A 25874-nucleotide genomic window follows, 5' to 3' on the forward strand; every position below is an offset into this window, starting at 1 on the left:
GGGGAGTGAGCGATGGTGGGAGGCCATGACCGAAATGGGCCTAAGCGGCCGAAGTGGCCGAAGTGGCCGAAGTGGAACGGAAAGCAAACCGGAGTGGCCCGCCCCATAGGTCCGAGGTCGATCACTCAGCGCAGGGAAGATCGATCATCACCCGCTTCAGGCCGCAGCCGCCGCAGTCTGCTGCTGCGGCTCCCCCAGCGACAGCATCAGCCGGTTGGCCCAGTTGAAGAACGCCGCGCCGTGCAGCGCGTCGGAGATCGCGAAGTCGTCGAGCCCTGCAGCGCGCAGGCTTTCGATATGGGTCCCGTCCAGCGCCGCGGGGGTCGCCGTGAGGGCCACCGAGGCCGCGACGATGGCGTTCCAGCGCGGGTCGAGATCGGCCCCGACACCCTCGTCCAGCAGGCGCTGCACATCGGCCTGGCGGTGCGAGAAGTGCGCGGCAAAGCGCGCATGCACCGACGCGCAGTAGATGCAGCCGTTGGCCCGCGAGGTGGCCGTGGCCGACAGCTCGCGCTCCGCCCGGGGCAGCCCTGCATCCGGGTTGTAGAAGATGTCCTTGTCGGTGCTGGTGCGCGCGCCCAGCGTGTCCGGGTCGCGCGCCAGCAGGCGAAAGTAGGGCGACTTGGCACGTGCCGCGTCCACCAGGCCGGCGTAGTGGCGCTCGGTCAGCTCGTCCTCGGCCAGCGGCGGCAGCCAGGGCAGCCATTCGAGCTGCGCCTGCGTGAAGGCCGTGGGCTCATGGTTGCCGGGGTGGGTGATGACGGCGGTATCGCTCATGGCTGGGCCTCTGCGGTGTGGGGGGTGGACGACGACGCGGCAGGTGCCGGGTGCGCTGCGAGCAGGCGCAGGCCCACCACCACGCGGATCTGGAACGACAGGAACGCCACCAGCTGCGACAGGATCACGATGTCGGTGGCCGACCAGCCTGCGTCCAGCAGCGCCTGCAAGGCCTCGGGGCTGGCATCGCGCGGGTGGAAGGTCAGCAGGTGCGCGTGCGCCAGGCCTGCCGACAACCGCACGCCCAGCACGGTGCGCTGCGCATCGCCCACGGCGTAGGCGGGGCCGTCGGTGTTTTCGCGGCTCAGTGGGCCGGCGGGGTAGTGGCCGTACGGGCCCTGCGTTGCGCCCCGGCTGACCTCGGCCGAGATGGCCTGGGCCAGGCCCGCACCGGCATCCTGCGCCACCAGCGCGGCGGCATAGAACGCTGCGGCGTCCGGCTGCTGGTGCAGGCCTGCGACAAAGGCCGCAACCGCCAGGCGCTCGGCCAGCGTGACAGTGCCCGGCGCCGGGGCGGTGGGCGCGAACAACGCGCGGTAGCTCGCTTGCGCATGGGTGCGCGCCTCGATCCGGTGGCGGCGAATGGTGTCCAAGTGGTCACCAGGTTCGATACCAGCGAGCAGGTCGATCACGTCGGGCAACGCCGCAGCGTGCGGCGTTGCGCCGGGGGAGGGAATGGGGGCAGGGGTGCTCATGCGATGGCCTCGGTGCGGGTGGAGGAAGCTGTTGGTGTGGGTGCCGTAGTGGTTGCGGCTGCAGTGGTGGGAGTGGTGGTGGCAGCGCCGGTGTGCTTACGCACCCAGCCCAACGCTGGCGCCACGCGCGTGGCCGTGAGTTCGATGGAGCGCAGGATGTGCGCATGCGGCGGGTCCACCGAATGCACCTGAAACACGATGTCGGTGGCGCGCGCCAGTGCCGTGTCGGCCTGCAGCGAGGCGATCACATCGTCGGGCGTGCCCACGTGCACGTCGTACGCGGCGATCAATGTCTCCAGGGGCGCATCGGGCCCGGGGCGCGGTGCCTGCCCCGGCTGCAGCGCGGCAGTGGCAAAACGCGAGGCAGCGCGGCGCAGGCCCACATCCGCCAGGCGCAGCGCCTCCTTGCGGTCGTCGGCCACGAACAGGCTGCGCGAGCCGACGATGCGTGGCGTGGCGCCGCCGGGCAGCGCGGCCAGGTAGGCGTCGATGATGGGGTGCTGCAGGTCGTGCAGCGCGGCGCCCGGCGCCTCGGCCGTGCGCGGCTGGGTGCGCGACAGCATCAGCCCGTCGCCTGCCTGCCCCGCGCGCTCGCCGCCCGCCACCGAGAACGTGGCCTGCCAGATGCGGCCCAGCAGCTGTTCGGACGCCGGGTACAGTCGGTCGCCACCGGGCAGGGGCCTGCCGGCCCATGCGTCCCGCACCAGGGCCAGGTGGCGCGCATAGACCGCGCTGCGGTCGTAGTTGGTGATGCCGAACGCGGCGAACGACTCGGGCGTTCCGCCCGTGCCCACGCCCAGCTCCAGCCTCCCGCCCGAGAGCAGGTCGAGCACGATGGCGTCCTCGGCCACGCGCACTGCGTTCTCCAGGGGCAGGGTCACGATGCCGGTACCGAGGCGGATACGCCGCGTGCGCGCCGCCACGTGGGCCAGGAAGACGAAGGGCGAAGGCAGGCCGCCTTCGTGCGCGTGGAAGTGGTGCTGCGCGACCCAGGCAGAGTCGAAGCCGAAGGCCTCGGCATGGGCGATCTGTTCGGTCACCAGCCGGTAACGCTCGCCCGCAGGCGCGTCGTCAAGCAGTCTGCTGAAGAAGCCCAGGCGCTTGGGTGGTGTGGGTGGTGTGGATGTCGAGAGGGTCATGGTGAGGGAGGTGGTTCTTTTTGCCGGGGATGGCGTCGATGAGTTCGCGCGTGTAGTCGCTGCCGGGGCGCAGGAACACGTCTTCCACGCGGCCCGCATCCACCTGCCGGCCGCCCTGCAGCACCGAGACGGTGTCCGCGATCTGGCGCACCACGGCCAGGTCGTGCGAGATGAAGAGATAGGTCAGGCCCAGGTCGCGCTGCAGCGTCTCCAGCAGCGCCAGGATCTGCGCCTGCACGGTCACGTCCAGGGCCGACACCGCCTCGTCGAGCACCAGCACGCGCGGCTGCAGCACCAGGGCGCGCGCAATGGCCACGCGCTGGCGCTGGCCGCCCGACAGGGCCCGCGGGCGGCGCTCCAGCACGGCGGGCGGCAGGCCCACGCGGGCCAGGATGTCGTGCACGCGGCGCGCTCGCTCGGCGGCGGGCAGCGGCTCGAAGTTGAGCAGGGGCTCTTCGATGATCTGGAAGATGGTCTGGCGCGGGTCCAGCGAGCTGAACGGGTTCTGGTAGACCAGCTGCACCGTGCGGCGGAACTGCCGCAGCGCCTCGCCACGCAGGGTGGTGAGGTCCGTGCCCTCGATGACGATGCGGCCCGCCGTGGGCTGGCGAAAGCCCACCACGTCGCGGATGGTGGTGGTCTTGCCCGAGCCCGACTCGCCCACGATAGCGTGTGTGGTGCCGCGCCGCACGCGGAACGACACGCCGTCCACCGCGCGGAACGGCTCCTTGCGCCCGGCCACGTCGAAGTCGTGCACCAGGCCGTCCACCACGATGGCGAAGTCTTCGGGCCGCTCGGGCGCGTCGTTGGCCGCGGTGGCACGGGCCGGGCGAAACGCGCCCTGCGCAAGCGACGGCGCATCGGCCAGCAGCTTGCGCGTGTAGGCGCTGTGCGGGTTGCGCAGCACGCTGGCGGTGTCGCCCTGCTCCTGGATGCGCCCGCCCTGCAGCACCACGAGCCGGTTGGCGCGGTCGGCCGCCACGCCCAAGTCGTGCGTGACCAGCAGCACGGCGGTGCCGAACTCGCTGCGCAGTTCGTCGATGAGGTCGAGGATGCGCCGCTGCACCGTCACGTCGAGCGCGCTGGTGGGCTCGTCGGCAATGATGAGCGCGGGCTGCAGCGCAATGGCAATGGCGATCAGCACACGCTGCTTCATGCCGCCCGATAGCTCGTGCGGGTACTGTCGCGCACGCAGCTCGGGCTGCGACAGGCCCACCTTGGCCAGCAGCTCGACCACGCGCCGCGCGATGGCCTGGCGGTCGCCGTAGCGGTGGATCTTCAAGATCTCGCCCACCTGCTCGCCCACCGTGCGCACGGGGTTGAGCGAGCTGGTCGGGTCTTGCGGGATGAGGCTCACCACGCGGCCGCGCACCGTGTCGAAGCGGTCGGGCGACCAGCCGGCGATGTCCGTGCCGTTGAGCCGGATTGCGCCGCGCTCCACCCGACCGTTGTCGGCGAGCAGGCCGATGAGGGCCTGCGCGGTGGTGGTCTTGCCCGAGCCCGACTCGCCCACCAGCGCCACGACCTCGCCGGGCGCAATGGCGAACGACACGCCGTGCACCACACGCTGTTCATGGTCCTTGTCGCGGTAGGCGATGGAGAGGTTCTCCACCTCCAGCACCGGCGGCTGCGCCACGGCCTGGGCGATGGTGGTCATGCGCGCCCCTTCGTCAACGCCGCGCTGATGCGGTTGGCCGCCAGCACCACGGCCACCACCACCAGCCCCGGCACGGTGGTGAGCCACCAAGCCGTGGAGATGTAGTTGCGCCCCTCGGCGATGAGCAGGCCCCATTCGGGCGTGGGCGGCGGCGCGCCGTAGCCCAGGAACCCCAGCGTCGATATCGACAGGATGGCCGAGCCGAACTGCAGCGCCGCCATGGCGATCACCGAGGTCAGCGAGTTGGGCAGCACATGGCGCCACAGCACAGCGCCAAAGCGCCCGCCGCTGCCGAAGGCCGCCTCCACGTAGTCGGAGCGGCGCACGCGCACCACCTCGGACCGGGTCAGTCGCGCAAAGCTGGCGACCGATGCCACGCCTACCGCCACCGCGGCGTTCAGCGTGCCAAAGCCCAGGATGATGATGATGGACAGCGACAGCAGCAGCGCAGGCACCGACAACAGCACGTCGACGGTGCGCATGATCACGTCTTCCACCCAGCCGCCGATAGAGCCCGCCAGCACGCCCAGCAGCGTGCCCAGCACCAGCCCCACGGCCACCGCCAGGAACGCGCCCGACAGCGAATGCACCGCGCCGAACACCAGCCGCGCATAGCCGTCGCGGCCCAGCGCATCGGTGCCCAGCCAGTGCGCGGCCGACGGCGCCTGCAGCTGCTGGCCCGCCACGCCCACCGTCGCGCTGTAGCTGGTGAAGAGCCCGGGCGCGACCGCCCACAGCGCCACCAGCGCGATCACGCCCCAGGCCAGCCACAGGCTGATGGGTGCGCTGCGCGTGCGCTGCAGGATGCGGCCGCCCCAGGTGCTGCCGTGCGCGCGCGGCGGCGGGGCGGCCGGGATGGGCGCCGTGGGCACCACGACAGCTGCAGGCGCCGCCACGGCGCGCTCGAAGCGGTGCGGGGCCGGGTGTGCAGTGCCCGTAAAAACGCCCAGGTCGGCGGTCGAAGAAGTGGTGGTCATGGGGTGGTCCTCAAGTGCCCAGGCGCGAACGCAGGCGGGGGTCGAACACGGGGTAGAGCAGGTCCACCACCAGGTTGATGAACACGAAGGCCGTGGCCGAGACCACCACCACCGCCTGCAGCACGGCGGTGTCCTGGTTGCCCACCGCCTGCTGCGTGAGGCTGCCCAGGCCGTTCAGGCCGAACACCGCCTCGGTCACCACGGCGCCCGCCAGCAATTCGCCGAACAGCACGCCCGCAATGGTCAGCGTGGGCAGCACCGCGTTGCGCGCCACGTGCTTCCACAACACCCACTGGCGTGTAGCGCCCTTGGCGCGCGCCACGGCCACGAAGGGCTGCGTGAGCACCTCGTCGATGTTGCGGATCAAAATCTGCGCCAGCGGCGCGGCGATGGGAATGGCGAGCGTGAGCGTGGGCAGCACCAGGCCCTGCCACTTGCCGGGGTTGATCACCGGAATCCACCCCAGGCGGAACGACACCACCTGGATCAGCATGATCCCCAGCCAGAACACCGGCACCGAGATGAACAGCGAAGGCAGCGACTGCAGCGCCGAGCGCAGCCAGCCCCAGCGCGTGAGCTGCGAGGCAAACGCGAGCACCACCGCCAGCAGCAGCGCCGCCGCAAAGCCCAGCCCCGCCAGGCGCAGCGTGGGCGGCAGGTTGGTGGCCAAGCCCTGGCTCACCGGCACACCCGCCTGCACCGAATACCCGAAGTTTCCGCTGAGGAAGCCCAGCAGCGTGTGCAGATACTGCTGCCACACCGACGTGTCCGCGCCGTAGGCCGCACGGATGTCCGCGATCTCCTGTGGGCCCAGGCCAAACTCAGGGTTCAGGAACTTGATCAGGATCGCATCGCCCGGCAGCAGCTGCAGCAGCACGAACGACGCGGTGAACGCCGCCCACAGCACCAGCAGGGCCTGGCCCGTGCGATGGGCAAGGTACTTGAACATGGAAGTCACTCCTTCATCAAAAGCAACAGCATTAGCAGCAGCCAGCAGCCGCACAGCGTTAGAAACTGGCGCGTCCCAAGCCAGTGCCACCGTGGAGCCGGCTTCGCCGGTCCACCGGTGGCGTCCCCCCCAGGGGGAAGGCGCGCAGCGACTCAGGGGGAGTCAATGTCTTGCGGCGATCCACGTGCCGTAGAAGCTGGGTCGGCCCACCGCCTCAAAGCCCACGCCCTTCACCGATGGCGATCCTGCAAACGCCTGCGGCTCTTCGAACACTGGGATCACGTACGCCTGGTCGATCAGGTAGTTCTGCACATCGGCCGTGAGCGCCAAGCGCTTGGCCAGGTCGGTCTCGGCGGCGATGGCGTCGAGCAGGCCGTTGAGTTTCGTGTCCTCGAACGCCTTGACCTTGCCGCTCACGCCGCCCTTTTGCAGCAGCACGTTACGGTTGGTGGGGTAGTAGTTGCTCTTGATCACGTCGGGGTCTGCCCGACCCACCATGCCGGGGGACACAGGGGTCTTCTCGGGGTCGAGGTTGTCCACCACGCGGCTGCCGGCGTCACCCGCCAGCACGTTGAGCTTGACGCCCACCTTGGCCCACTGCTGCGCCACGAGCTGCAGGGTTTCCTTGTTCTGCGGCTGCGGCAGCGACTCGTACGCGGCCAGCACCAGCTCCTTGCCATCCTTCTCGCGCAGGCCGTTGGCATTGAGCTTCCAGCCGGCGTCGTCCAGCAACTGTTTGGCCTTGGCCTCGTCGTAGCCCAGCTTGGCCGACAGGTTCACATAGCCCAGCGCGGTGGACGCGATGACCGAGGTGGCCTGCGGGTAGTTGGCCGAGAACAGCGTCTGCACGATCTCCTTGGTGTTGGTGGCGTGCAGCAACGCCTGGCGCACCTTCACATCGGCCACCAGCGCGTTGTCGGGGCGAAAGACCACGCTGTTGTTCACGCCGCGCGTGGACGGTGCATAGATCTCGAACTTCTGGTCCTGCACGCGCTTTTCGTCATAGGCCTGCACCTGGCGGATGAAGCCCGCCTGGCCCGACAGCAGCGCGCCGATGCGCACGCTGTCTTCGGGCGTGACGATGAGCTTGATCTCATCGAGCCGCGCACGGCCCTGGTGGGCGTGCTGGGCGGGGCCCCAGGTGTATTCCTTGCGGGCGGTGAGCGTGAGCTCCTTGCCCAGCGTCTCGGCCGTCACCACGAAGGGCCCCGAGCCGATGATCTTCGTCGCATCGCCCAGCTCTTCAAACGGCCGTGCCAGCGTGGCCAGCGACACCAGGCCTGAGCCAATGACGGACGTGCCCTGCAGAAAGCCCGGCGAGGGCTTCTTGAAGTAGAACTTGACGGTGAGCGGGTCCACCACCTCGCTCTTGTCGTAGTTGTTGATCACCTCGGACACCGGCAGCTTGAGCTCCTTGTTGCCCAGGCCGTAGGTGTCGTAGTTCCTGGCCACAGCGGCGGCATCGAGCGGGGTGCCGTCGGAGAAGGTCACGCCGCTCTTGAGCTTGAAGGTGTACTCGGTGGCGGTGTCGTTCACGGTCCACGACTCGGCGATCCAGGGCTGGATCTGCAGCGTCTTCGGGTCCTGGTAGGTGAGCTTGTCGGTGATCTGGTTGAGGATGCCGCCGTTCGGGTAGAAGCCCCCCGCTGGCGGGTACAGGTTGGTGTGCGCCTGCTGCTCCAGGTAGACCAGCGTGCCGCCCTGCACCGGCTGGTCGGCGCTGGCACCTGCGGTCGCGACAGGCTCGCTGCCCTGCTTGGAGCAGCCAGCCAACAGCACCCCTACCGCCACGGCGACCGCACCCGCGGCCCACCATCCCACCGACTTCTTTTTTGCGAAAAACACGTGATGACCTCGTCGCCGTACCGGCATTGGAATAACACATCCGGCGCCGTCCTTGCGGACCTGTTGTCACAGGCTGCAGCGCGGTGTGCGCACTGCAGCGGGGCCAGTTCATATGCATTCATGCTATCGGTGCAAGAGCGGTTGCAGGCATGTATTAAGTAGCATCGATATGCGCAAAACGATGCAGTCGACACTGCCTGCGCACTTATCCGGAACGCGCATATGCGAGCGCGGTTTTCTTTGTTGGCATGGGGGTGCGTGGCTTCCCACAATGGCAGCAACACGCTGCTTGTATTGCGCCCGATGTCCGCGGCGGCAAGCAGCAGAAAGCACACCGCTATGCCCCAGCTTCATGCCCACCTCAACGACTACCTGGCCGAAAAGCGCGCTGCCGTGCTGGCGCGCGACGCAGCCATCGAACGCGGCACCGCACAGCCGGCGGCCCTGAAGGCCCGCGTGAGCGCCGAAGGCCGCAGCGGCGTGCGCCGCATCCGCATCCGCGACCACCAGGTCATCAGCGACAGCCCGCCCGACTTCGCGGGCTACAACCTGGGCCCCAGTTCACCCGAGCTGCAACTGGGTGTGCTGGGCAGCTGCGTGACGCACATCTTCTTGATCCAGGCCGCCTCGCGCCAGGTGCCGTTGACCAGCCTGGAGGTCGAGGTCACCGGCGTGATCGACCCGCGCGGCGGCAAGCCCGGGCACGAGGAAACGCCCATCTGGCCGCACGACATCGCCTACACCGTGCACATCGACTCGCCCGCGAGCCGGGCCGACATCGACGCACTGTTTGAAGCGGTGGAGCGCACCTGCCCCATCCTGAACCTGCTGCGCAACCCGCAGCAGGTACGCGCCAGCGTCGCGCTGACCAACTCCAGCGCCACCGCACCGCAGCCAGCCGCACAGCCCGCCGAAGCCGTGCCCGCGTGACCACCGACTGACCGCACATCGACCATTCACCACCCATTGACCCCGCAAGGAACACAGCCCCCATGGCATTGACACTCGACCACATCGTGATCGCGGTGAAGGATCTGGAGCAGACCATCGCCGACTACCGCGCCCTCGGATTCAACGTGCTGCAGGGCGGCGACCACCCCGGCCGGCCCACCTACAACGCGCTGGTCGTCTTTGCGGACGGCTCCTACTTCGAGCTGATCGCGTGGCGATCCCCATCGCCCGGCGAGCGCTGGTGGGAGCTCTTGAACGCGCACGGCGACGGCATCGTGGACTTTGCGCTGCTGCCGCCCGACACCGCCACCACCGTGGCCGGCGCCAAGGACCGGGGCCTGGCCTACAGCGGCCCCCACGACGGCGGCCGCGTGCGGCCCGACGGCGAGCGCCTGCAGTGGCAGACGGCACGCCCCCCGTCGCACGACCTGCCCTTCCTGTGCGGCGACCAGACCCCGCGCGCCCTGCGCGTGCCCGAAGGCGACGCCCGCGTGCACCCCAACGGCGCCCGCGGCGTGGCCAGCCTGGCCCTGGCCGTGAAGGACCTGGACGCCAGCCTGGCCCACTACCGCGCCCTGCTGGGCCAAGCCCAGGCCGCCAATGTGAGCGCACCTTTTCTGCAGCCCGGCACGGGTGCGCGGGTGGGTACGGTGACGCTGGGACGCAGCACGCTGGTGCTGACGCAGGAAGGGCCGCTGCGCGGTGCCGCAGGGCAGTCGGCGGGAGCGCAGCTGGGCACGCGCGGCGAAGGGCCGTATGCGCTGGTACTGGCTACTGAGGGCGCTGCGCCTGCAACGCCGCACACCGCGCGTACGCACGGTGCTGCCATCGAGTTCGCGGTGGCCTGAGTTCTGTTAGAGATCGACCCCGCCAACAGTTGCCCGGTATTCAACCGGTTTGGCTCGTTGGGACATTTTTTGTGACGTCGATCACGTGTACGCCGTACTTCCAAGCCCGGCATATAAGCCGCCTTACTAAGTAAAGCGCCTGGGCGCGCTCAGATATTTCGCATGCTCTACGCACTAAATTCTTTATTCAGTAAGATCATGTCCGCAATTCAAGCATTTCTTCCGAACAAAACCTGCGTATATTGACATCTTTCCCAATCTCCCTTGATACGCGACAGGAGTTTTACATTTTGGGCATCGAATTTTAAGCAGGCAAAACGAGCCAATGACAATCCATGCCAAAAATATCCACTTCAGCGAATAAATTTTAATTTCTGCAGCTGCAATTCCTATTGCAATTCCTACCAATATAAATAGAACCATTCCGCACGCAAATATTTTTCGAGGTGAAGTATTCATTTAAGTCCACCCATCCTGTCAAACAATCGATCGAGAAGTCCTCGAAGCCCCCAAGTTTCTGTTTGCGCATGTGTCATAGAGGCGCCAAGCCTACCTGCTGGCCTCAGGGTCAAGCCAGCAAAGTTTCCTGTATTTGGATCGGTCATCCACGTCCCACTTCCAACACCACAAGATAAGTTTGTATTCTGCGTTTTTCCAGAGACATTGGATAATGCACCAGGAATATATCCAATTTGAGCACTTAAGCCTACATTTGCACCTACACCCATGCCTCCCGACACAACAATTCCAATATCATTTGGTTTTGTGCTTATGTAAAATCCAAAACTCCCCTCCCCGCCACCGAGAATTACCGCGCTACCGCCGCCGGTTAACGTAAGGGTAGCTAGACCATGTGGGTCAATCGCCAAGAGCGAATTTTCGCCCACGTAGGAGAACCGATTCCACCCACCCTCCAGCCCGATAGGATCAGCCTGCGTATACCGCCCGCCGTTCTTCGGGTCATAGCTGCGGAAGTGGTTGTAATGCAGCCCACTCTCCTCGTCAAAGTACTGCCCCGGATACCGCAGGTTGTACTGCACCAGCGGAACCGCCGTTGACCCCGTGTTCGGGCTCGTTGTTTCGCTCGTGAACCGCGTGGACGCCGTCGTCGGCGCATCTTCTCCAAACGCGCTGTATGCCCACTGCCACGCCACCTTGCCGTCTTCCTGCGTCAGGCGCCGCGGGGTGTTCAGGTGGTCCGCATGCACTGCGTACTGCCGGCCTTCACCCACCACCGCAATCGGCATCGGGCCGTTGGCCGTGGGCAGCCAGATGTGCTGCGCTCCCTTTGTCGGTGCCGTCGTCGGGTTGGCCTCCATGGGGTATTCGCCCAGCAGGCTGCCGTCTTCCGCGTACACGAACGCCCGGCCCTGGGCCTGGGTGCTGTCGGTCTGCGGGCTCCACAGGCGCAGCCAGAAGTTCTGCAGGTCCTGCAACAGACCCGTGGACTTGAGGCCGGTTGCGGATTGCTCTTCGCCGTCGTCACCCAGCAGGGTGATCCGAGGCTGATCGGCTTTGGTCGTGGTGGTGTTCGTGCTGCCCTGGCTGGTGCTGGTGCTCGCGCCTGCCAGCACGTCGGTCTTGAACACGCGCAGCCCCAATGCGCTGTGCGCGTACTGCACGCTCGACGCTCCCGCCCCAGTGCCCAGGGTCACCCGCTCCAGCCGGCCTTCGCTGTCGTACTGGTAGCCGTGAAGGCCGTCTCCCTGCTGGTTGCCCGCCGCGTCGTAGTTGTAGGCCACGCTGGTGTTGGCGGTGCTGACCTGGCCGGTGGCTGGGTCGGTGGCACTTTGGGTTTGCGCAAAGCCCAGCAGCCGGTTGTCGCTTGCGCTGGTGCTGTAGCTGCGGCTGGTGACCGTGGGCTTGCCCGCCAGGGTCTGTTGGCTGGTGCTGCCCGTGCGGTTGCCGTTGGCGTCGTATTGGTACGTGGTGCTGTCCGCCCCAGCTCCGGCAATGGCTTGGCGGGTAAAGCCCGTGATGCGGCCCGTGCTGCTGTATTGCACGTTCCAAGTCACGGGGGACTCTTGCACTGTCTGATCTAGCGGGTTGGCGCTGGTCGGGGCCCACAGGTTTTGTGTGAGGCTCTGGATGCGGCCCGCCGCGTTGTACTGGTAGCTGGCGATCTCGCTGTTCGTAAGCTGGCCTGCGGTGTTGTAGCTGCGCGCCACGCTCAGGCTGGTGCTGCCCTGGCTGCCTTGCAGGTTCCAGGTCCAGCCGGTGGGCTGGCCCAGCGGGTTCCAGGTGATGCCGCTGACCAGTGGCTGGTTGTTCCATACCAGCCCTGTGAGCAGACCTGTGCTGTCGTACTGGTGCTGCAGTACCTTGCCATCGGGATAGGTGATGCTGGCCAGCAGGCCGCTCGGGGCGTAGCTGTAGCCCACGGTGCTGGTGTGGCCGTTCTTCAGTTGCTGGGTTTTGCGCACGATGCGGCCGTGCCAATCACGCTGGTAGCTGGTGGTGCCGCTGGCGTCCACGATCTCGCTCAGCGATCCCTTGCTGGCGTTGGGCTGGCCGCTCTGGTTGTAGTCGTTGCCCGGCAGGTCGTAGCGCAGGGTGGTGGTCTGGCTGTCTTGGCTGGGAGCGTGGAGGGCGGTGCTGTAGATGATACGGATGGGGCGGCCCACGCTATCTCGCACGATATTGGTCACACCACCCAGAGCGTTGGTGATGCTGCCGGGCAGATCCAGTCCGTCGTACTGAATAACTTGTGTCCCCGAATCAGCGCTGGTTTCTGTCTTGGCATTGCCCACTTCGTTGCGTTCATAGTGGGTGGCCACGCCCTTGAAGTCGCTGGCCTGGGTGACGCTGTCCAAGGCGTCGTACGTCAGGCTGGCGGTGGCGCTTTGCGCATCAGCGATGGCTTGCACGCGGCGCAGGGCATCCAGTCCGTACTGTGTCGACTCTCCCAAGCCGTTGGTGGTGCTGGTCAGGTCGCCATTCGCGTCGTAACCGTACGTGGTGGCGGCCTGAGGCCCCACCGTAGTGGTTTGCGCGCGGTTCAGGCTGTTGATGCTGCGGGCCAGCGTCCACGCGGTTTGGCCCTGGGCATTGCGCACCACTTCAGAAGTGCGGTTGCCCATGGCGTCCAGCACGTAGGTGCCTGAGGCGTCCCGGTTGTCGCTCCAGCCCGTCAGGCGTTGAGCCGCGTCGTACTGATAAGCGATGGTGTAGCCGCTGCTAACAGCAATGCTGGCCAGTTGGCCGCTGGCGCGGTAGGTGTATGTCGCGCCAAGCCCGTCGCGCTGCAAAGTGAGCATGCGCCCGCGAGCGTCGTAGGTGTACTCGGTCAACAAACCACTGGCCGATGTATGGCTCAACATGCGGCCAGCTACATCGTAGGTATAGCTTTCTGTATGCCCCAGAGGACTCGTGCGGCTGGTGAGATTGCCAGCAGTGTCGTACAGGNGTATGGCTCAACATGCGGCCAGCTACATCGTAGGTATAGCTTTCTGTATGCCCCAGAGGACTCGTGCGGCTGGTGAGATTGCCAGCAGTGTCGTACAGGTAGCTGGTAACTGCTCCAGTGGGCGTGGTGCTGGTGGCAACCAGCGCCTGGGCGTTGTATGTCCAACTCCAGGTCCGGCTGGCAGTGCCCTCGACGGTCAAGGTGAGTAAGTTACCTTGGCTGTCGTAGGTGTAGTCAGTCCTGCGGCCTTGCTCGGTGGTTCTGGTCGGCAGATTCCCTTTCTGGACGAGCTGCAGGAGCGCAGTGCCGAAAAGGGCGGCCCGCNGTCCGGCTGGCAGTGCCCTCGACGGTCAAGGTGAGTAAGTTACCTTGGCTGTCGTAGGTGTAGTCAGTCCTGCGGCCTTGCTCGGTGGTTCTGGTCGGTAGATTCCATTGGGGATGCCATGTGGTAGCCACGGTGCGTTGCTGAGCAGTTCCTGTGGCCTCCACCTGGCTCACAGGGACGCGACGGTTGGTATCCCAACTCGTGACAGTGCTGTTGCCCCTAAAATCGGTTTCTGACTCGATCAAACCCAGCGTGTTCTGCACGCGGCTTGCTGCATCGGGCTGACCCAGTGGGTCGGGGCTGCTTGCGCCCAGCACGGCCAGTTTGCCGGAGCGTGTGCCGTAAACAAAGCTGCGAATGGCGCTCAGCGGGTCGGTGACCGAGACGGGACTGGTACCGGTGGTTGGATACGTGAGCACCCAGACCTACCAGGCGGCATCGGGTGTCTGGGTAGGTGACCTGTTTGAGGCGGCCATCGTCGTAGCCCAATGCGATGACTTGGCCGTCGGGCGCCGCCACAGACACCAGTTGGCCACTGCTGCTGTAGGAGAACGCCAGCACCTGGCCCAGCCAATCGGTCACGGTGGTCAAGCGCCCGGCCGTATCGTAGGCATAGTCCGTTTTCCAGCCATTGCGTGCAGTGGTGGACAGCAGCTTGCCGGTGGCATCGAACACGAGTGTGGTGTCTGTGTCGGCACGGCGGTAGGTCCACTTTCCCGATGAATCCAGGGTCAGTTGATCGTTGTGTGCCCTAGGAGTCCAGGTGCTTGAGCCTGCGGTGCGGGCGAACGAACGCACATGCCCGTCACCTGCAAGGATACGAACGGTTGTCCCGGTAGCGGTGGCGTGCTGTGACAACTCGATGTCGTGGTTGTGCCTCCAAGCCTTGCCCATTGTGGAGAAATGGGATGAGGTCGTCAGTCCCCAGGAACTCAGGTAGTAGCGGGTGAAGTGCAAGCCCGTAGGCTTGTTAGTGGCCCAATCGGTTTCTGTCCGCACCTTGGCCGCAATGGCCGGCATGATGGGTGCGCCAACACTGGTACCGCTCTTGCTGCAATTGTCTGGATTATTTGGACCGCTTGGACGGTTCGGGCCGTTATCAGGCGGAGTGGGGGGAGACGGAGGCTCCGGCGGCATGGGAGGCACTGGTGGCGGCGGCTCTGTAGGAGGCGGTGACTCAGGCGGCGGTGGATTAGCCGGTGGAGTGCAACTGCCATCGTCAGTATCTCCCGGCTCGCATTCCGGTTTCTTGACGCACTGCCCGTCGACGCGGATTTCATCGGCCTGGCAATCGTTTGGAACACAAACGCCGCCCTCTTCATGCTGGCCTGCAGGACAGGGATTCTTAGGCCTGCACTGGTCATCCAATGCGTTGTAGCCAGCGGCACAGGTGCAGGTTTCGCCTTGAAGCACGCTGTTAGCGGGACAGGACAGTGTTCGCTGCGTCGATATAGCGGCGGATTGGAGGATGCTGCCGTAGTACACCTGATCGTAGAAGCACCTGCCAGTGGTCAGAGTATCCTGACTGGTGCTGGTAATGACGTGAGCAATCGCGCCGCCCGTGTTTGCGGTCGCTGCAGATCCGAAGTTGGCGCAAACCTCACCCACGCTTGCACCCGTGACAAGCTGTCCAATTCCGAATCCGATGGTCCATGCCGAATGCACGGGCACCGTACCGTCAGCGAAGGCCGAGGAGGCCAAGAACAGAATGAACGACGCGATCAGGCGCTGAAAATTAGCCATGCGACCCCCAGGATTGCGACGATGACGAAAAGGCCCATGCGGCTGGTCAGGGACACATACTCAGCCGTGCTTAGCTTGGGGGCAAGAAGCGCGCTCGTTTTAAGCATGAAATACCAACTTGAATTGATCTGATGAAATATCGGATACCCGCTGTTGAGCGAAGATCGCCGAAGTGGCTGACTATTCGCGAGGCCCGAGGCCTTTAGCATGGGGGCGAAAACGATTGATTGAGCGAGATGCGAGCTTACCTTGCGTCAGACTCTCATAATTAATAGTTGCCACCATCATCTGCAAGCTGCAATACAGCAAAGCAAAGCAGGTTCAAACTGGCAATCATTGACACGCTGAGGGGCTGAGCCTATTTCCACGGCCTTTGGTTATCCGCCCCACGTAGCCTGCGGACGGCCCGCCCACTCCCCGTCACACCACGGCCATCGCGAGTTTGGCCCTCGCATGGCTGGCGGTGCAGCGGCAGAGCGCTATCCGGTCGGGCCCTGGTCCTGCACCGCGGCCATGAGCCACTGCACGAAGGCATCGACGGCCGCGTCCTCCCGCCGGTCGGGCGCGACGAACAGGCTGTAGCCGCGCGCGTCGCTGTCGTGGTGCGGGTGCGCCAGGACCAGTTCGCCCGACTGCAGCTCGCGCTCCACGAAGTAGCGCGGCACCAAGCCCACGCCCAGGTCGGCGCGCACGGCTTCGACCAGCATGGAGAAAAGATCGAAGCGGTGGCCGCCCAAGCTGTGCGCCGGCACGCGGGTGATGCCGGCGCGGGCGAACCACGCATCCCACGCGCCCAGCCGCGAGCTCAGTTGCAGCAGCGGCACGGCGCGGAAGTCCTTGCGCTCCATGGCGCGGCGGTGGCGGGATGCGGGTGCGCACACCGCCACGCAGACCTCGCTCATCAGCGGCGCAGGCTGCACGCCAGGCCAGGCGGCGTCGTTGTATTGCACGGCCACGTCGAACGGGATCTCGGCCATGTAGATCTGCGTGGGGTAGACCTGCAGGTGCACGCTGCAGCCCTTGTGCGCGGCCAGAAAGGTGGGCAAGCGCGGCAGCAGCCAGCGCTCGGCGAACACAGGCACGCAGCCCACCAGCAGCCGCGTGCCGTCGGGTCGCTGGGCCATGGCTTCGAGCGTGTGGTTCTGCAGGCGCAGCAGGTCGCCCACGATCTGCGCGTGGTAGCGGCGGCCCACGTCGGTCAGCGTGGAGCCCCGCGCGCCGCGCTGCACCAGCTGCAGGCCGAGCTGCCCTTCGAGCAGGCGCAGCTGCTGGCTGACGGCGCTGTGGGTGATGCACAGCTCTTCGGCGGCCTTGCTCACGCCGTGGTGGCGCGCCACCGCATCGAAGACGAGCAGGGCGCGGGTGCTGGGGATGTGGTGGCGCATGCTTTGAGGTGTAAGAAAAACTGCCGGCTCGGCAGATTAAAGCAGAACCGGCGGGTGCGAATCGGTCCAACAATTGCATGGCATTTTGTGCTGTGCCACGGGCTTCATCGATGAAGCCATGCTGGCCTGCATCCCTTGTCTCGCCCTCTTTTGTCTGACCATGAAGAACCCTGCCCGCACCCTTCGCTTCACTCCCCTGGCTGGCGCCGCGGCCCTGGCCGCTGCCGCGTTGCTCGGCCCCGTGGCCGCCCTTGCCCAGGGCGCCGTCGCGCCCACGCCCACCACGCTGCGCCCGGCGGTGGACAAGGCCTACACCCAGCTCATGGCCGCGCCGCAGGTCGCACGCCTGCTCGACGCCGTCAAGGCCGACCATGACCGCGCGACCGATGACCTCAAGATGCTGACCGAGATCGAGGCGCCGCCGTTCAAGGAGCAAAAGCGCGCCGAGGCGTTCCTCGCGCGCCTGAAGGCCCTGGGCCTGACGAGTGCCGCCATCGACGCCGAAGGCAACGTGGTGGGCATCCGCAAGGGCACGGGCCACGGCCCCAAGCTCGTGATATCGGCGCACCTGGACACGGTGTTCCCGGCCGGCACCGACGTGAAGGTCAAGGAGCGTGACGGCAAGCTGTACGCGCCCGGCATCTCGGACAACACGCGCGGCCTGGCCGTGCTGCTGTCGTGGCTCAAGGTGCTGAACGACCAGAAGATCGCCACCGTGGGCGACCTGGTGTTCGTGGGCAATGTGGGCGAGGAAGAGCTGGGCAACCTGCGCGGCATGAAGCACCTGTTCAAGGAGCACCTGGACATCGACGGCATGGTGGCGCTGGAGCCCGCGCCGGACGGCACGGTGCTGGTGCTGGGCACGGGCAGCCACCGCCACGAGGTCACCTTCAAGGGCCCGGGCGGCCACAGCTACGCGGCCTTCGGTCAGGTGCCCAGTGCCATTCACGGCATGGGCCGCGCGATCGCCAAGATTGCCGAGATCCGCACGCCCGCCACACCCAAGACCACCTTCACCGTGGGCACGGTGGGCGGCGGCACGTCGGTGAACACCATTGCGCCCGATGCGCGCATGGCGGTGGACATCCGCTCCGACGAGATGGCGCCGCTGCTGGCCACCGAAAAGCAGGTGCTGTCGGCCATCGACGCCGCCGTGGCGGAAGAGAACGCACGCTGGAGCGTGAACACGCTCACCGCATCGACCAAGCTCATCGGCGACCGGCCCGGTGGCCGCACGGCGGCGGACTCGGTGATCGTGGAAGCCGCCGTGCGCGCCAACACCGCGTTCGGCCGCACCACGGTGCTGGGCGGTGCGAGCACCGATGCCAATGTGCCGATGTCGCTGGGCATCCCGGCCATCGTGATCGGGGGCGGGGGCAAGACGGGCGGCTTTCATGCGCTGTCGGAATGGATCGATTTGACCGATGCCTGGAAGGGCGCGCAGACCTCGCTGGTCACGGTGCTGGGCCTGGTGGGTGTGCAGGGGGTGAGCGAACCGCTTTTGGAAAAGCGGCAGAAAAGGTAGCCCCCCTGAGCGGCTTCGCCGCTTCCCCCAAGGGGGACGCCGCCAGCGCGGCGGGGCGGCCCTTGCGCGGCGGCACTGGCCTGGGCCGCGCCGGTGTCGACGGGCGTGCGCGGACAGGGGTGCCGCCGTTGTGTTGCTGAACCAACGCAACCCGTTCGGGCTGAGCCTGTCGAAGCCAGGGCGCTGCGCCGCCAGACATGCAGGGCGATAGAGCACTGAATTCACCTTTGTTGACACAGGGCGTGTCCCCGACTGCGTAACATCTGCCTTTTGTTGTCTTGCGCAGGAGATCGCCATGGGCTTGCTCGATTCCGTTTTGGGTGCCGTCATCAACAACGCGTCGCAGGGCAGCGCCAGCGCTGCCAGCCACGGCGGTGCAGCGGGTGGACTGGGCGGGCTGATCAGCCTGGCCGCGCAGAACCCGCAGCTCATCCAGGCGGTGATGTCCCTCATCAGCAACGACGGCCCGGTGGGCGGGCTGCCGGGGCTGATGGCCAAGTTTCAGCAGGCGGGGCTGGGCAATGTGATTGCGTCGTGGCTGGGCTCCGGCCCCAACCAGGCGATCTCGGGCGAGCAGCTGTCGCAGGTGCTGGGCAGCGGCCCGCTGTCGCAGATTGCGGCGCAGCTGGGTGTGGGCTCCGGCGCCGCAGCCGGGCAACTGGCGCAGGTGCTGCCGGGCCTGGTGGATCAGTTGAGCCCCCAAGGCCAAGCCCCGCAGGCGGGGTTTGGCAACGCCAACGACCTGTTCGGAATGCTGGGCGTTTTGCTACAAAAGTAGTAGCTTACAGCGCTTGAGCAGCAAGCGCCGGGGTCAACTCTGACCCCAACTTGAGGCTGGCTGCGTAGCTGCATCGGGACCTGGTTACCGATGCTCACAGCTCAGAGAAGTTCTCACAACCCTCGTCAGGATGGTGCGCTTAGCATCGCGTGCCGCAGTATCTGCCATAGCGCAGGCGCGTCGCGTCACAACACCAACAAGAGGGATTTCCAGCATGAGCCAACCCAACGCTGAGCACACCGGCACGCCGTCTTTCGACCCCGCAGCCCCGGCCCACGCCACCAACACGGTGGAGTTGTCGGACACCTGGAAAAAGCGCTTTGCGCAGATGGAGCGCGCGGGTGGCCTGAAGATGACCAAGTTCAAGGAACTGAGTTTCTTCGAGCGGATGAACTGCACGTTCAACGGCTGGGCGGCCATCTTCGGCATCTTCTATTACATCTCCAAGGGCATGTGGAAGCGGGGACTGGTCTACTGGGTGATGACCTTTGTCGGCCTGCTGCTGCTGGCCTTGATTGCCACGCTGGCCGGGCTCGATGACATGCTGAGTGGCGTGCACTTCGGCGGCGCCTGGGCAGGGGTGTACGGCGCGATGGCCAACCGCGACTACTACAAGAAGGTCGTTCTCAATGACAACGGGTGGTTTTGACCTGCCTGCGCCCGCAACCTCTCACCCGCCACCACAACAGCCCCCGCAGCCAACGCAGGCAGCGCCAACGTCACCGGCCTTGCGAAGAGCGCAGCGCTGCATCCATGCGGCTGCGGCCACCGGACTGCTGACCACCGTGCTCACCAGCGCTGTCACGGCAGGCGCTGCGATGGGCACGAACGAGGTGGACTTCACGTGGACCATGCTGCTCGACGTGCTGATTTCTGCGGGCCTGACCACCGGCATCTACAGGCGCAGCAGGGTGGCTGCCGCGCTCATGCTGACCTACTTCCTGGTGGCCAAGGCGCTGTGGGTGTGGAACGACCTATTGCTTCAGGACGACGATGGCGGCGTGGCCTGGGCCGATGTCGTGGACAGCCTGGATGCCTGCCTCAGCGGCGGTTTGTTCGTGGCGGGCGTGCTGGTGTGTCTCTATGCAGCGGGGGTTTACGGCACGGTGGCCTGGCACCGGCTCCGCCGCGTGCAGGGCAGCGCGCACGGGTAGTGCTGGCGCGCGCTCTGCAGCGTGGCCACACCAGGCGATCACCCGGTGATCGAATTCCGCGCTGGCCCTAAGCTGCCGCCGGGAAGCGCCCCACCAGCCACCGCTGCAGCCGCTCGAACACCGGCTCCGCCAGCTCGGGGCATTCATTGAACAACTCGTGGTACAGCGGCTCGAAGCAGTGCGACTGCACCACGGCCGCGGGTGCCGCGGCGGCAAAGGCGCGGCTGCCGGCGGGGTTGACGAGCTTGTCAGCGCCTGCCCAGATCAGCAGCGTGGGCACCGTCCACTGCGCCGCGCAGGCCACGGTGGCTGGGCCGCCTTGGGCGATGAAGCGCGCCAGGCGTGCGCTGATGCGGTCGTGGCACAGCGGGTCGGCCAGGTAGGCGGCCACCACGGCCGGGTCGTGCGAGAGGTACTGCGCATCGAGCCCGTTGCCCACGCGCAGGTTGGGCGCCAGGCGTGGCAGCGTGGCCAGCAGCAGCTTCTGCACGGGGCCGAGCCCTGCATCCAGCGCGGGGGACGACAGCACCAGCGCATCCACCGGCCGCAGGTTCAGCGACACGAAACGCGACGCCACCAGCCCGCCCATGCTGTGGCCCAGCAGCACCAGCGGCTGGCCTGCCGGCATGCGGGCGCGGGTGGCGTCCACCATGTCGGCCAGGTCGGCCAGCAGGCGCATGTCGCTGGTCAGCCCGCCCCGCGGCCCGCCCGACTCGCCGTGGCCGTACTGGTCGTAGCCGCGCACGGCAAAGCCCCAGCTGTTGAGACGTTGGGCCACAGGGTCGTAGCGGCCCACATGCTCGCCCAGGCCGTGCACCAGCAGCACCGTGCCGCGACAGGGTTCGCCGGGCGCCAGGGCCCAGTCCTGCATGGCCAGGTTTTCGCCATCGGCGGCGGTGAAGGTGCGCAGGGTCGAGACGGCGAGTTCGGACATAGGGAAGCGATGAGGGGGCAATAAAAGCAGGAAGGATCAGGGTGGGGGCGGGGACAGGCGCGGGCGCGGCGGCGCACCGGGATGTGCCCTTCCTCCATCCGCCCACCCGTGCGCACCGAGGCCCAGGCCTGCGCGGCGCCGGGGCGGCTCGGCGTGAGCGGAGGTTTGTGGGATCGAAGGCGCGCGGGTGGGCCGGTGTCAGGCCGACGCCACCGGCAATGCCGCGATCACCTGCGCCACGGCGGCGGTGAGCTTCTTGGCGTACGGCACGTGCAAGAACTCGTTGGGGCCGTGCGCGTTGCTCTTGGGGCCCAGCACGCCACAGACCATCATCTGCGCGGTGGGGAAGCCTTCGCTGAGCATGTTCATGAGCGGGATGGTGCCGCCCTGGCCGATGTGCCCGCAGGGCGCGCCGAAGTGGGCCTGCGATGCGTCGTTGAGCGCCTGCTCGAACCACGGCGTGGCGCTGGGGGCGTTCCAGCCCGTGGCGCCGCTGGTGCCCTGGAAAGTGACCTTGGCCTGGTAGGGCGCGTTGTCTTCTAGCAGGGCTTTGAGTTCCTGCACGGCCTGGCCGGCATCGACCAGGGGCGGCAGGCGCAGGCTGAGCTTGAACGCGGTGTACGGGCGCAGCACGTTGCCGGCGTCCTGCAGCGCGGGGAAGCCCTCGGCGCCGGTCACGCTGAGCGTGGGCTCCCAGGTGCGCTTGAGCAAGGCTTGCAACGGGTCGGTGGTGGTGGGCAGCGCGAAGGTGGTGGCGCCGCCGCAGTCGTAGTGCGCCCAGGGGAAGCGCTTGTACACCTCTTCACCCAGGATGGCGGCCGTGGCGCGGGCCTGGGCCAGGCGGTCGGCAGGCACCTCGCAATGAAAGCTGTGCGGCAGCAGGCGGCCGGTGGCGCTGTCTTCCAGCCGGTCGAGCACCTGCCGCATGATGCGGAACGACGAGGGCACCAGGCCCGAGGCGTCGCCGGAGTGGATGCCTTCGGTCAGGATCTCGACCTTGAGCGTGCCGGTGGCCATGCCGCGCAGGCTGGTGGTGAGCCACAGCTGGTCGTAGTTGCCCGCACCCGAGTCCAGGCACACCACCAGCGCCACATTGCCCATACGGGACTTGAGCGCATCGATGTAGGGCAGCAGGTCGCGCGAGCCGCTTTCCTCGCAGGTTTCGATCAGGCCGACGATGCGGGGGTGGGGTACGTTCTGGCGCTTCAGTTCCTGCACGGCGGCGATGCTGGCGTAGACCGCGTAGCCGTCGTCCGCACCGCCGCGGCCATAGAGCTTGCCGTCTTCGTACTTGGGCGTCCAGGGGCCCAGGTCGTTGCGCCAGCCGCTGAACTCGGGTTGCTTGTCCAGGTGCCCGTACATGAGCACGGTGTCGGTAGAGCCTGCCTGCGTGGATTCGATTTCGAAGAACAGCACGGGGGTGCGGCCTGGGAGGCGCACGATCTCGAGCGTGAGGCCTGCGACCTTCTGCGATTCGACCCACGCGGCGGCGTTGCGCACCACGGTGTCGAGCAGGCCCTGCTCGGCCCAGTCGGGCGAGAACATCGGCGACTTGGCAGGGATGGCGATGTAGTCGGTCAGCTGGCGAACGATGTCGTTGTCCCACGCCTGGCTGACACGTTCCAGGGCCAGGTCGGGTTGCAGGGCGTGGGCGGGAATGCGGGCGTTCATGGGGCGGCTCTCCTGGTGCGTGTGGGGGTCGGTCTCGTGGACCAAACCGCCATTCCAACACAACGCCTGCGCGGGCGCCACGGCCCACTGCGCATGGCCCTGCGCTCTGCAGGCGGCGTCAGTACATCGATGCGGGGTGGGTGTCCGGGCCGCGCTGCGCGCTCTGGCCTGCCACGCGGCGCAAGGTGGTGGCCACCTCGACGCGGTTGCGCCCTTTTTCCTTGGCCTCGTAAAGAGCACGGTCGGCGGCGGCAATCAGCATGTCCCAGCTGTCGCCGGGCTCAAGCCGCCCGCCGAAGACGCCGATGCTTACCGTGACGGGGATGCTGACGCCTTCGCTGGCCTCGGTGCCGTCGGCCGCGCGGATGCGGCAGCGCGAGTCCGCCACCTCGCGGCACAGCTCGCGCGCCAGCTGCTCGGCGCCCAGCAGGGTGGTGTCGGGCAGCAGCACCATGAACTCTTCGCCGCCGTAGCGGCCCACCAGGTCCTGCGCGCGCACGCGGGCCCGCAGCACGTTGACCACATGGCACAGCACCTGGTCGCCGGCGGGGTGGCCGTAGCGGTCGTTCACCCGCTTGAAGTGGTCGATGTCCACCATCATGAGTGCGATGGATTCGCGCGTGCGCACGGCGCGCGAGGCGTCGCGGTCGAGCGCGGCAATCAGCGAGCGGCGGTTGGCCACGCCGGTGAGCGGGTCGACCGCGGCCATGATGCGGTTGTTTTCATCGGCCCGGTCGCGCGCCATGAAGACGAAACCCATGGTGCTGATCAGCACCACCGCGAACGTGCCCATGAAGGTGAGCGTCTGCAGCACGCTGCCCTGCAGGATGCTCATGGCGGTGGAATGGCTGCTGAGCGCCAGCAGCGCGCGGCCGCCGAGCACGGCAGCCTCGACGCCCAGCCCCGCGACCAGCAGCCACTGCCCGCGCCCCACCGTGGCGTGGCGGCGCTCCAGCGCGGTGAGCAGGGTCCACACGGCCTGCAGGCCGATCACCAGGCTCACAAAGCTCACGCGTGCCGAAAAGTTGTCGATGAAGACCGTCACCACGCCCGTGACCAGCGCGGGCGGTGCCAGCAACAGCAGCCAGTGCACCGGGCGGCCCTGAAACTGGTAGATCGCCGCGATCATGCCGACGAACACGCTCGACAGCAGCAGGTTGCCCAGCACCACCGACACGAAGTCGGGCGCCACGCCGCGCAGCATGATGAGGCTGTGACCGATGGCATTGACCAGCAGCGCCCCGGCCCACCGCGCCAGGCCGTCGCGCCGCCGGCCCCAGCCCACCACGGCCATGGCGGCCGCCATCATGAGCGAGCTGACAATGATCATTGCCAGCATGGTGGGGACGTGGGCAGCCATGGAGCGCTGGGGTGGGTGCGGGGTGAAGGTCGGCCCAGCATAAACCAAGGATCGCGGCGCGGTAAACGGCAAATGCGCAGCCGCGCAGGAGTGCCGCGCAGGGCGCCCCGCCGTGCGCGGGGGCCAAACCCGGGACGGGCGGGCCTGCGGCGGGACGGCCGTCGCTTGGAGCCCCGACGGGGTCAGGTCACCGCGGCAGAGTCAGGCAGGGTCAGACAGGGGCTTCGCGGCGGCGACGCGGGCGAGCGCACGGTCGCGCCAGCCCAGGCCTTCGGTGGTGCCCGCAGCAGGCCGGTACTCGCAGCCCACCCAGCCGCTGTAGCCCAGCGCGTCGATGGTGTCCAGCAGGTAGGGGTAGTGGAGCTCGCCCTGGTCGGGCTCGTGCCGGTGCGGCACGCCCGCGATCTGGATGTGCGCGACGCGGCCGGTGGGCAGGTAGCGGCGCAGCTTGGTGGCCACGTCGCCCTCCACGATCTGGCAGTGGTACAGGTCCATCTGCACCTTGAGGTTGTCGGCCTGCACCGCGTCGAGCAGCTCGTGCGCGTGGTCCTGCCGGTTCAGGAAGTAGCGCGGCACATCGCGCAGGTTGATGGGTTCGATCAGGATCTCGCGCCCGGAGCGCGCGGCTTCGTCCGCCGCCCAGCGCAGGTTGCCCGCGCACAGGCCCTTGAGCGACTCGCGCTCCACGCCCGGCGGCACGATGCCCGACAGCACGTGGATGCGCGGGCAGCCGAGCACGTCGGCGTAGCGCAGGGCCTCCTGCACGCCGGCGCGGAACTCCGCTTCGCGCCCGGGCAGGGCGGCGGTGCCGCGCGCGCTCTGGTCCCAGGCGGCGGCCATGCCGGCGGGGTCGGCGCCGCCCGCCGGCGCGTTGAACAGCACCAGCTGCAAGCCGTTGTCCTGCAGCCGCGCCGCAATGTCGCCCGCGGCCCAGGCGTACGGGAACTGGAACTCCACCGCGCTGAAACCGTCGCGCGCCGCGGCGGCAAAGCGGTCCAGGAAGGGCAGCTCGGTGTACATCAGCGTCAGGTTGGCGGCAAACTGGGGCATGGCAGCGGGTGCAGTGGCGTTCAGGACCCGGCAGCTTATCGTGCAGCAGGCAGGCTGCAGCACGGCACACCGACACCTACAAGCCAAAATGGCCGCTACCGCTTGATGGACGAGCGCCAGCAGCTCACAAATTCATAGCATCACTATTTCCAGTCACCGTGAAGGACCCTCGATGCGCATCGGAGAACTCGCCCAACGCACCGGCACCACCCCCAAGGCCGTGCGCCTGTACGAGGCACGCGGCCTGATGGGCGCGGTGGCGCGCGCGGGCAGCTACCGCGACTATGGAGAGGCTGATGTGGCGCGGGTGCTGCTGATCCGGCGCGCGCAGGCGCTGGGGTTTCGGCTGGCGGAGCTGGGCGGTCTGCCTGCGCTCGATTCCGCCACGGGGTGGAACGCCGTGGGCCAGCTCATCGCCGACCGCCGCGCGGCCGTGGCCGCCGAGCGCGCGCGCCTGGCCCTGCTCGATGCCGAACTGGCGCAGCTGGAGCGGGAGCTGCTGCAGTGCGATGCCCAGGCCGTGCCCGCGAGCGCTGCGGCCTGCGCGGTGGAGCCTGCCTCGCCACCGCCCCCACCTCCATCGAGGCCCGCCACAAAGTCTGCGCGCACCAACCCGCCACGCGGCTTTGTCGCCAGGGTTTGATCCCGCTGCTTGACTCTGCCCCGCGGGGCAGGGTGACCATGCCTGCATCGACAACCAAGAGC

The 25874-nt window shown here is 67.2% G+C and carries 21 protein-coding genes and 2 pseudogenes; 7 read left to right on the top strand and 16 right to left on the bottom strand.

All coding sequences use genetic code 11. The annotated features are described in order from the left end of the window. Positions 1-156: 156 nt before the first annotated feature. The 7 genes from ASF16_RS19980 to ASF16_RS20010 all read right to left on the bottom strand — a co-directional run bounded on the left by ASF16_RS19980 (position 157) and on the right by ASF16_RS20010 (position 8066). Positions 157-777, bottom strand: a complete 621-nt coding sequence (locus ASF16_RS19980; protein ID WP_056171431.1) for an alkylhydroperoxidase domain protein — start codon at positions 775-777, stop codon at positions 157-159. After that, positions 774-1472: a CMD domain protein gene (locus ASF16_RS19985; protein WP_056171433.1), complete on the bottom strand. Its 699-nt coding sequence runs from the start codon at positions 1470-1472 to the stop codon at positions 774-776. Before ASF16_RS19985 ends, ASF16_RS19980 begins: the two co-directional genes overlap by 4 nt. Continuing rightward, positions 1469-2611: a putative FMN-dependent luciferase-like monooxygenase gene (locus tag ASF16_RS19990; protein WP_056171435.1), complete on the bottom strand. Its 1143-nt coding sequence runs from the start codon at positions 2609-2611 to the stop codon at positions 1469-1471. Before ASF16_RS19990 ends, ASF16_RS19985 begins: the two co-directional genes overlap by 4 nt. Beyond that, the gene (locus tag ASF16_RS19995; protein ID WP_056171437.1) at positions 2544-4268 is read right to left on the bottom strand and encodes an ABC transporter ATP-binding protein; all 1725 of its coding nucleotides are present in this window, start codon (positions 4266-4268) and stop codon (positions 2544-2546) included. Before ASF16_RS19995 ends, ASF16_RS19990 begins: the two co-directional genes overlap by 68 nt. Continuing rightward, positions 4265-5245: an ABC transporter permease gene (locus ASF16_RS20000; protein WP_200926939.1), complete on the bottom strand. Its 981-nt coding sequence runs from the start codon at positions 5243-5245 to the stop codon at positions 4265-4267. The genes ASF16_RS19995 and ASF16_RS20000 overlap by 4 nt, the downstream gene beginning before the upstream one ends. A gap of 10 nt (positions 5246-5255) precedes the next feature. After that, positions 5256-6194: an ABC transporter permease gene (locus ASF16_RS20005; protein ID WP_056171439.1), complete on the bottom strand. Its 939-nt coding sequence runs from the start codon at positions 6192-6194 to the stop codon at positions 5256-5258. 162 nt (positions 6195-6356) lie between these two features. Beyond that, the gene (locus tag ASF16_RS20010) at positions 6357-8066 is read right to left on the bottom strand and encodes a TIGR04028 family ABC transporter substrate-binding protein (protein WP_056171441.1); all 1710 of its coding nucleotides are present in this window, start codon (positions 8064-8066) and stop codon (positions 6357-6359) included. A gap of 312 nt (positions 8067-8378) precedes the next feature. Here ASF16_RS20010 and ASF16_RS20015 point away from each other — a divergent pair, with 312 nt between their 5' ends. Both ASF16_RS20015 and ASF16_RS20020 read left to right on the top strand, forming a co-directional pair. Then, positions 8379-8969, top strand: a complete 591-nt coding sequence (locus tag ASF16_RS20015; protein ID WP_056171443.1) for an OsmC family protein — start codon at positions 8379-8381, stop codon at positions 8967-8969. Positions 8970-9031: 62 nt separating this feature from the next. Continuing rightward, positions 9032-9838, top strand: coding sequence for a VOC family protein (locus tag ASF16_RS20020; protein WP_056171445.1), 807 nt, complete (start codon positions 9032-9034; stop codon positions 9836-9838). A gap of 455 nt (positions 9839-10293) precedes the next feature. On the opposite strand, the gene ASF16_RS20025 is transcribed toward ASF16_RS20020, so the two are convergent. The 5 genes and pseudogenes from ASF16_RS20025 to ASF16_RS20030 form a co-directional block, all read right to left on the bottom strand. Beyond that, positions 10294-13243, bottom strand: a 2950-nt coding sequence (locus ASF16_RS20025; protein ID WP_369817181.1) for an RHS repeat-associated core domain-containing protein, incomplete at its 5' end; no start/stop codon positions are given. Position 13244: 1 nt separating this feature from the next. Then, positions 13245-13540: pseudogene (locus ASF16_RS27200) on the bottom strand (hypothetical protein); the annotation flags it as partial. 29 nt (positions 13541-13569) lie between these two features. Next, positions 13570-13886: pseudogene (locus ASF16_RS27205) on the bottom strand (hypothetical protein); the annotation flags it as partial. Beyond that, complete coding sequence (locus tag ASF16_RS27210) at positions 13789-15312, bottom strand: RHS repeat protein (protein WP_156372145.1); 1524 nt, start codon at positions 15310-15312, stop codon at positions 13789-13791. The pseudogene ASF16_RS27205 and the gene ASF16_RS27210, both read right to left, overlap by 98 nt. Positions 15313-15791: 479 nt before the next feature. Next, complete coding sequence (locus tag ASF16_RS20030; protein ID WP_056171449.1) at positions 15792-16697, bottom strand: LysR family transcriptional regulator; 906 nt, start codon at positions 16695-16697, stop codon at positions 15792-15794. A 160-nt stretch (positions 16698-16857) separates the two neighbouring features. Here ASF16_RS20030 and ASF16_RS20035 point away from each other — a divergent pair, with 160 nt between their 5' ends. The 4 genes from ASF16_RS20035 to ASF16_RS20050 all read left to right on the top strand — a co-directional run bounded on the left by ASF16_RS20035 (position 16858) and on the right by ASF16_RS20050 (position 20154). After that, positions 16858-18222, top strand: a complete 1365-nt coding sequence (locus ASF16_RS20035) for a M20/M25/M40 family metallo-hydrolase (protein ID WP_056171452.1) — start codon at positions 16858-16860, stop codon at positions 18220-18222. A 295-nt stretch (positions 18223-18517) separates the two neighbouring features. Next, positions 18518-19000: a YidB family protein gene (locus tag ASF16_RS20040; RefSeq protein ID WP_056171454.1), complete on the top strand. Its 483-nt coding sequence runs from the start codon at positions 18518-18520 to the stop codon at positions 18998-19000. A 214-nt stretch (positions 19001-19214) separates the two neighbouring features. Next, a complete protein-coding gene (locus ASF16_RS20045) occupies positions 19215-19649 on the top strand; it encodes a DUF2628 domain-containing protein (RefSeq protein WP_056171455.1) in 435 nt (144 codons plus the stop codon). Positions 19650-19785: 136 nt separating this feature from the next. After that, entirely contained in the window at positions 19786-20154 is a 369-nt protein-coding gene (locus ASF16_RS20050; protein WP_156372147.1) for a hypothetical protein, read from the top strand. Positions 20155-20221: 67 nt separating this feature from the next. Here ASF16_RS20050 and ASF16_RS20055 read toward each other — a convergent pair whose 3' ends face one another. From ASF16_RS20055 to otnI, 4 genes are all read right to left on the bottom strand, one after another. Beyond that, the gene (locus ASF16_RS20055) at positions 20222-21088 is read right to left on the bottom strand and encodes an alpha/beta hydrolase (RefSeq protein WP_056171459.1); all 867 of its coding nucleotides are present in this window, start codon (positions 21086-21088) and stop codon (positions 20222-20224) included. A 198-nt stretch (positions 21089-21286) separates the two neighbouring features. After that, positions 21287-22759 (bottom strand): M20 family metallopeptidase, encoded by a 1473-nt coding sequence (locus ASF16_RS20060; RefSeq protein ID WP_056171745.1) that lies wholly within the window; start codon positions 22757-22759, stop codon positions 21287-21289. A gap of 118 nt (positions 22760-22877) precedes the next feature. Continuing rightward, entirely contained in the window at positions 22878-24119 is a 1242-nt protein-coding gene (locus ASF16_RS20065; RefSeq protein ID WP_056171461.1) for a GGDEF domain-containing protein, read from the bottom strand. Between the two features lie 201 nt (positions 24120-24320). After that, on the bottom strand, positions 24321-25169 hold the full coding sequence (gene otnI, locus ASF16_RS20070; RefSeq protein WP_056171463.1) for a 2-oxo-tetronate isomerase: 849 nt from the start codon (positions 25167-25169) through the stop codon (positions 24321-24323). A gap of 172 nt (positions 25170-25341) precedes the next feature. Here otnI and ASF16_RS20075 point away from each other — a divergent pair, with 172 nt between their 5' ends. Beyond that, on the top strand, positions 25342-25812 hold the full coding sequence (locus ASF16_RS20075; RefSeq protein WP_056171465.1) for a MerR family transcriptional regulator: 471 nt from the start codon (positions 25342-25344) through the stop codon (positions 25810-25812). Positions 25813-25874: the final 62 nt, after the last annotated feature.

Origin of the sequence: Acidovorax sp. Leaf78 (assembly GCF_001422735.1) — a bacterium.
Lineage (GTDB): Bacteria > Pseudomonadota > Gammaproteobacteria > Burkholderiales > Burkholderiaceae_C > Acidovorax.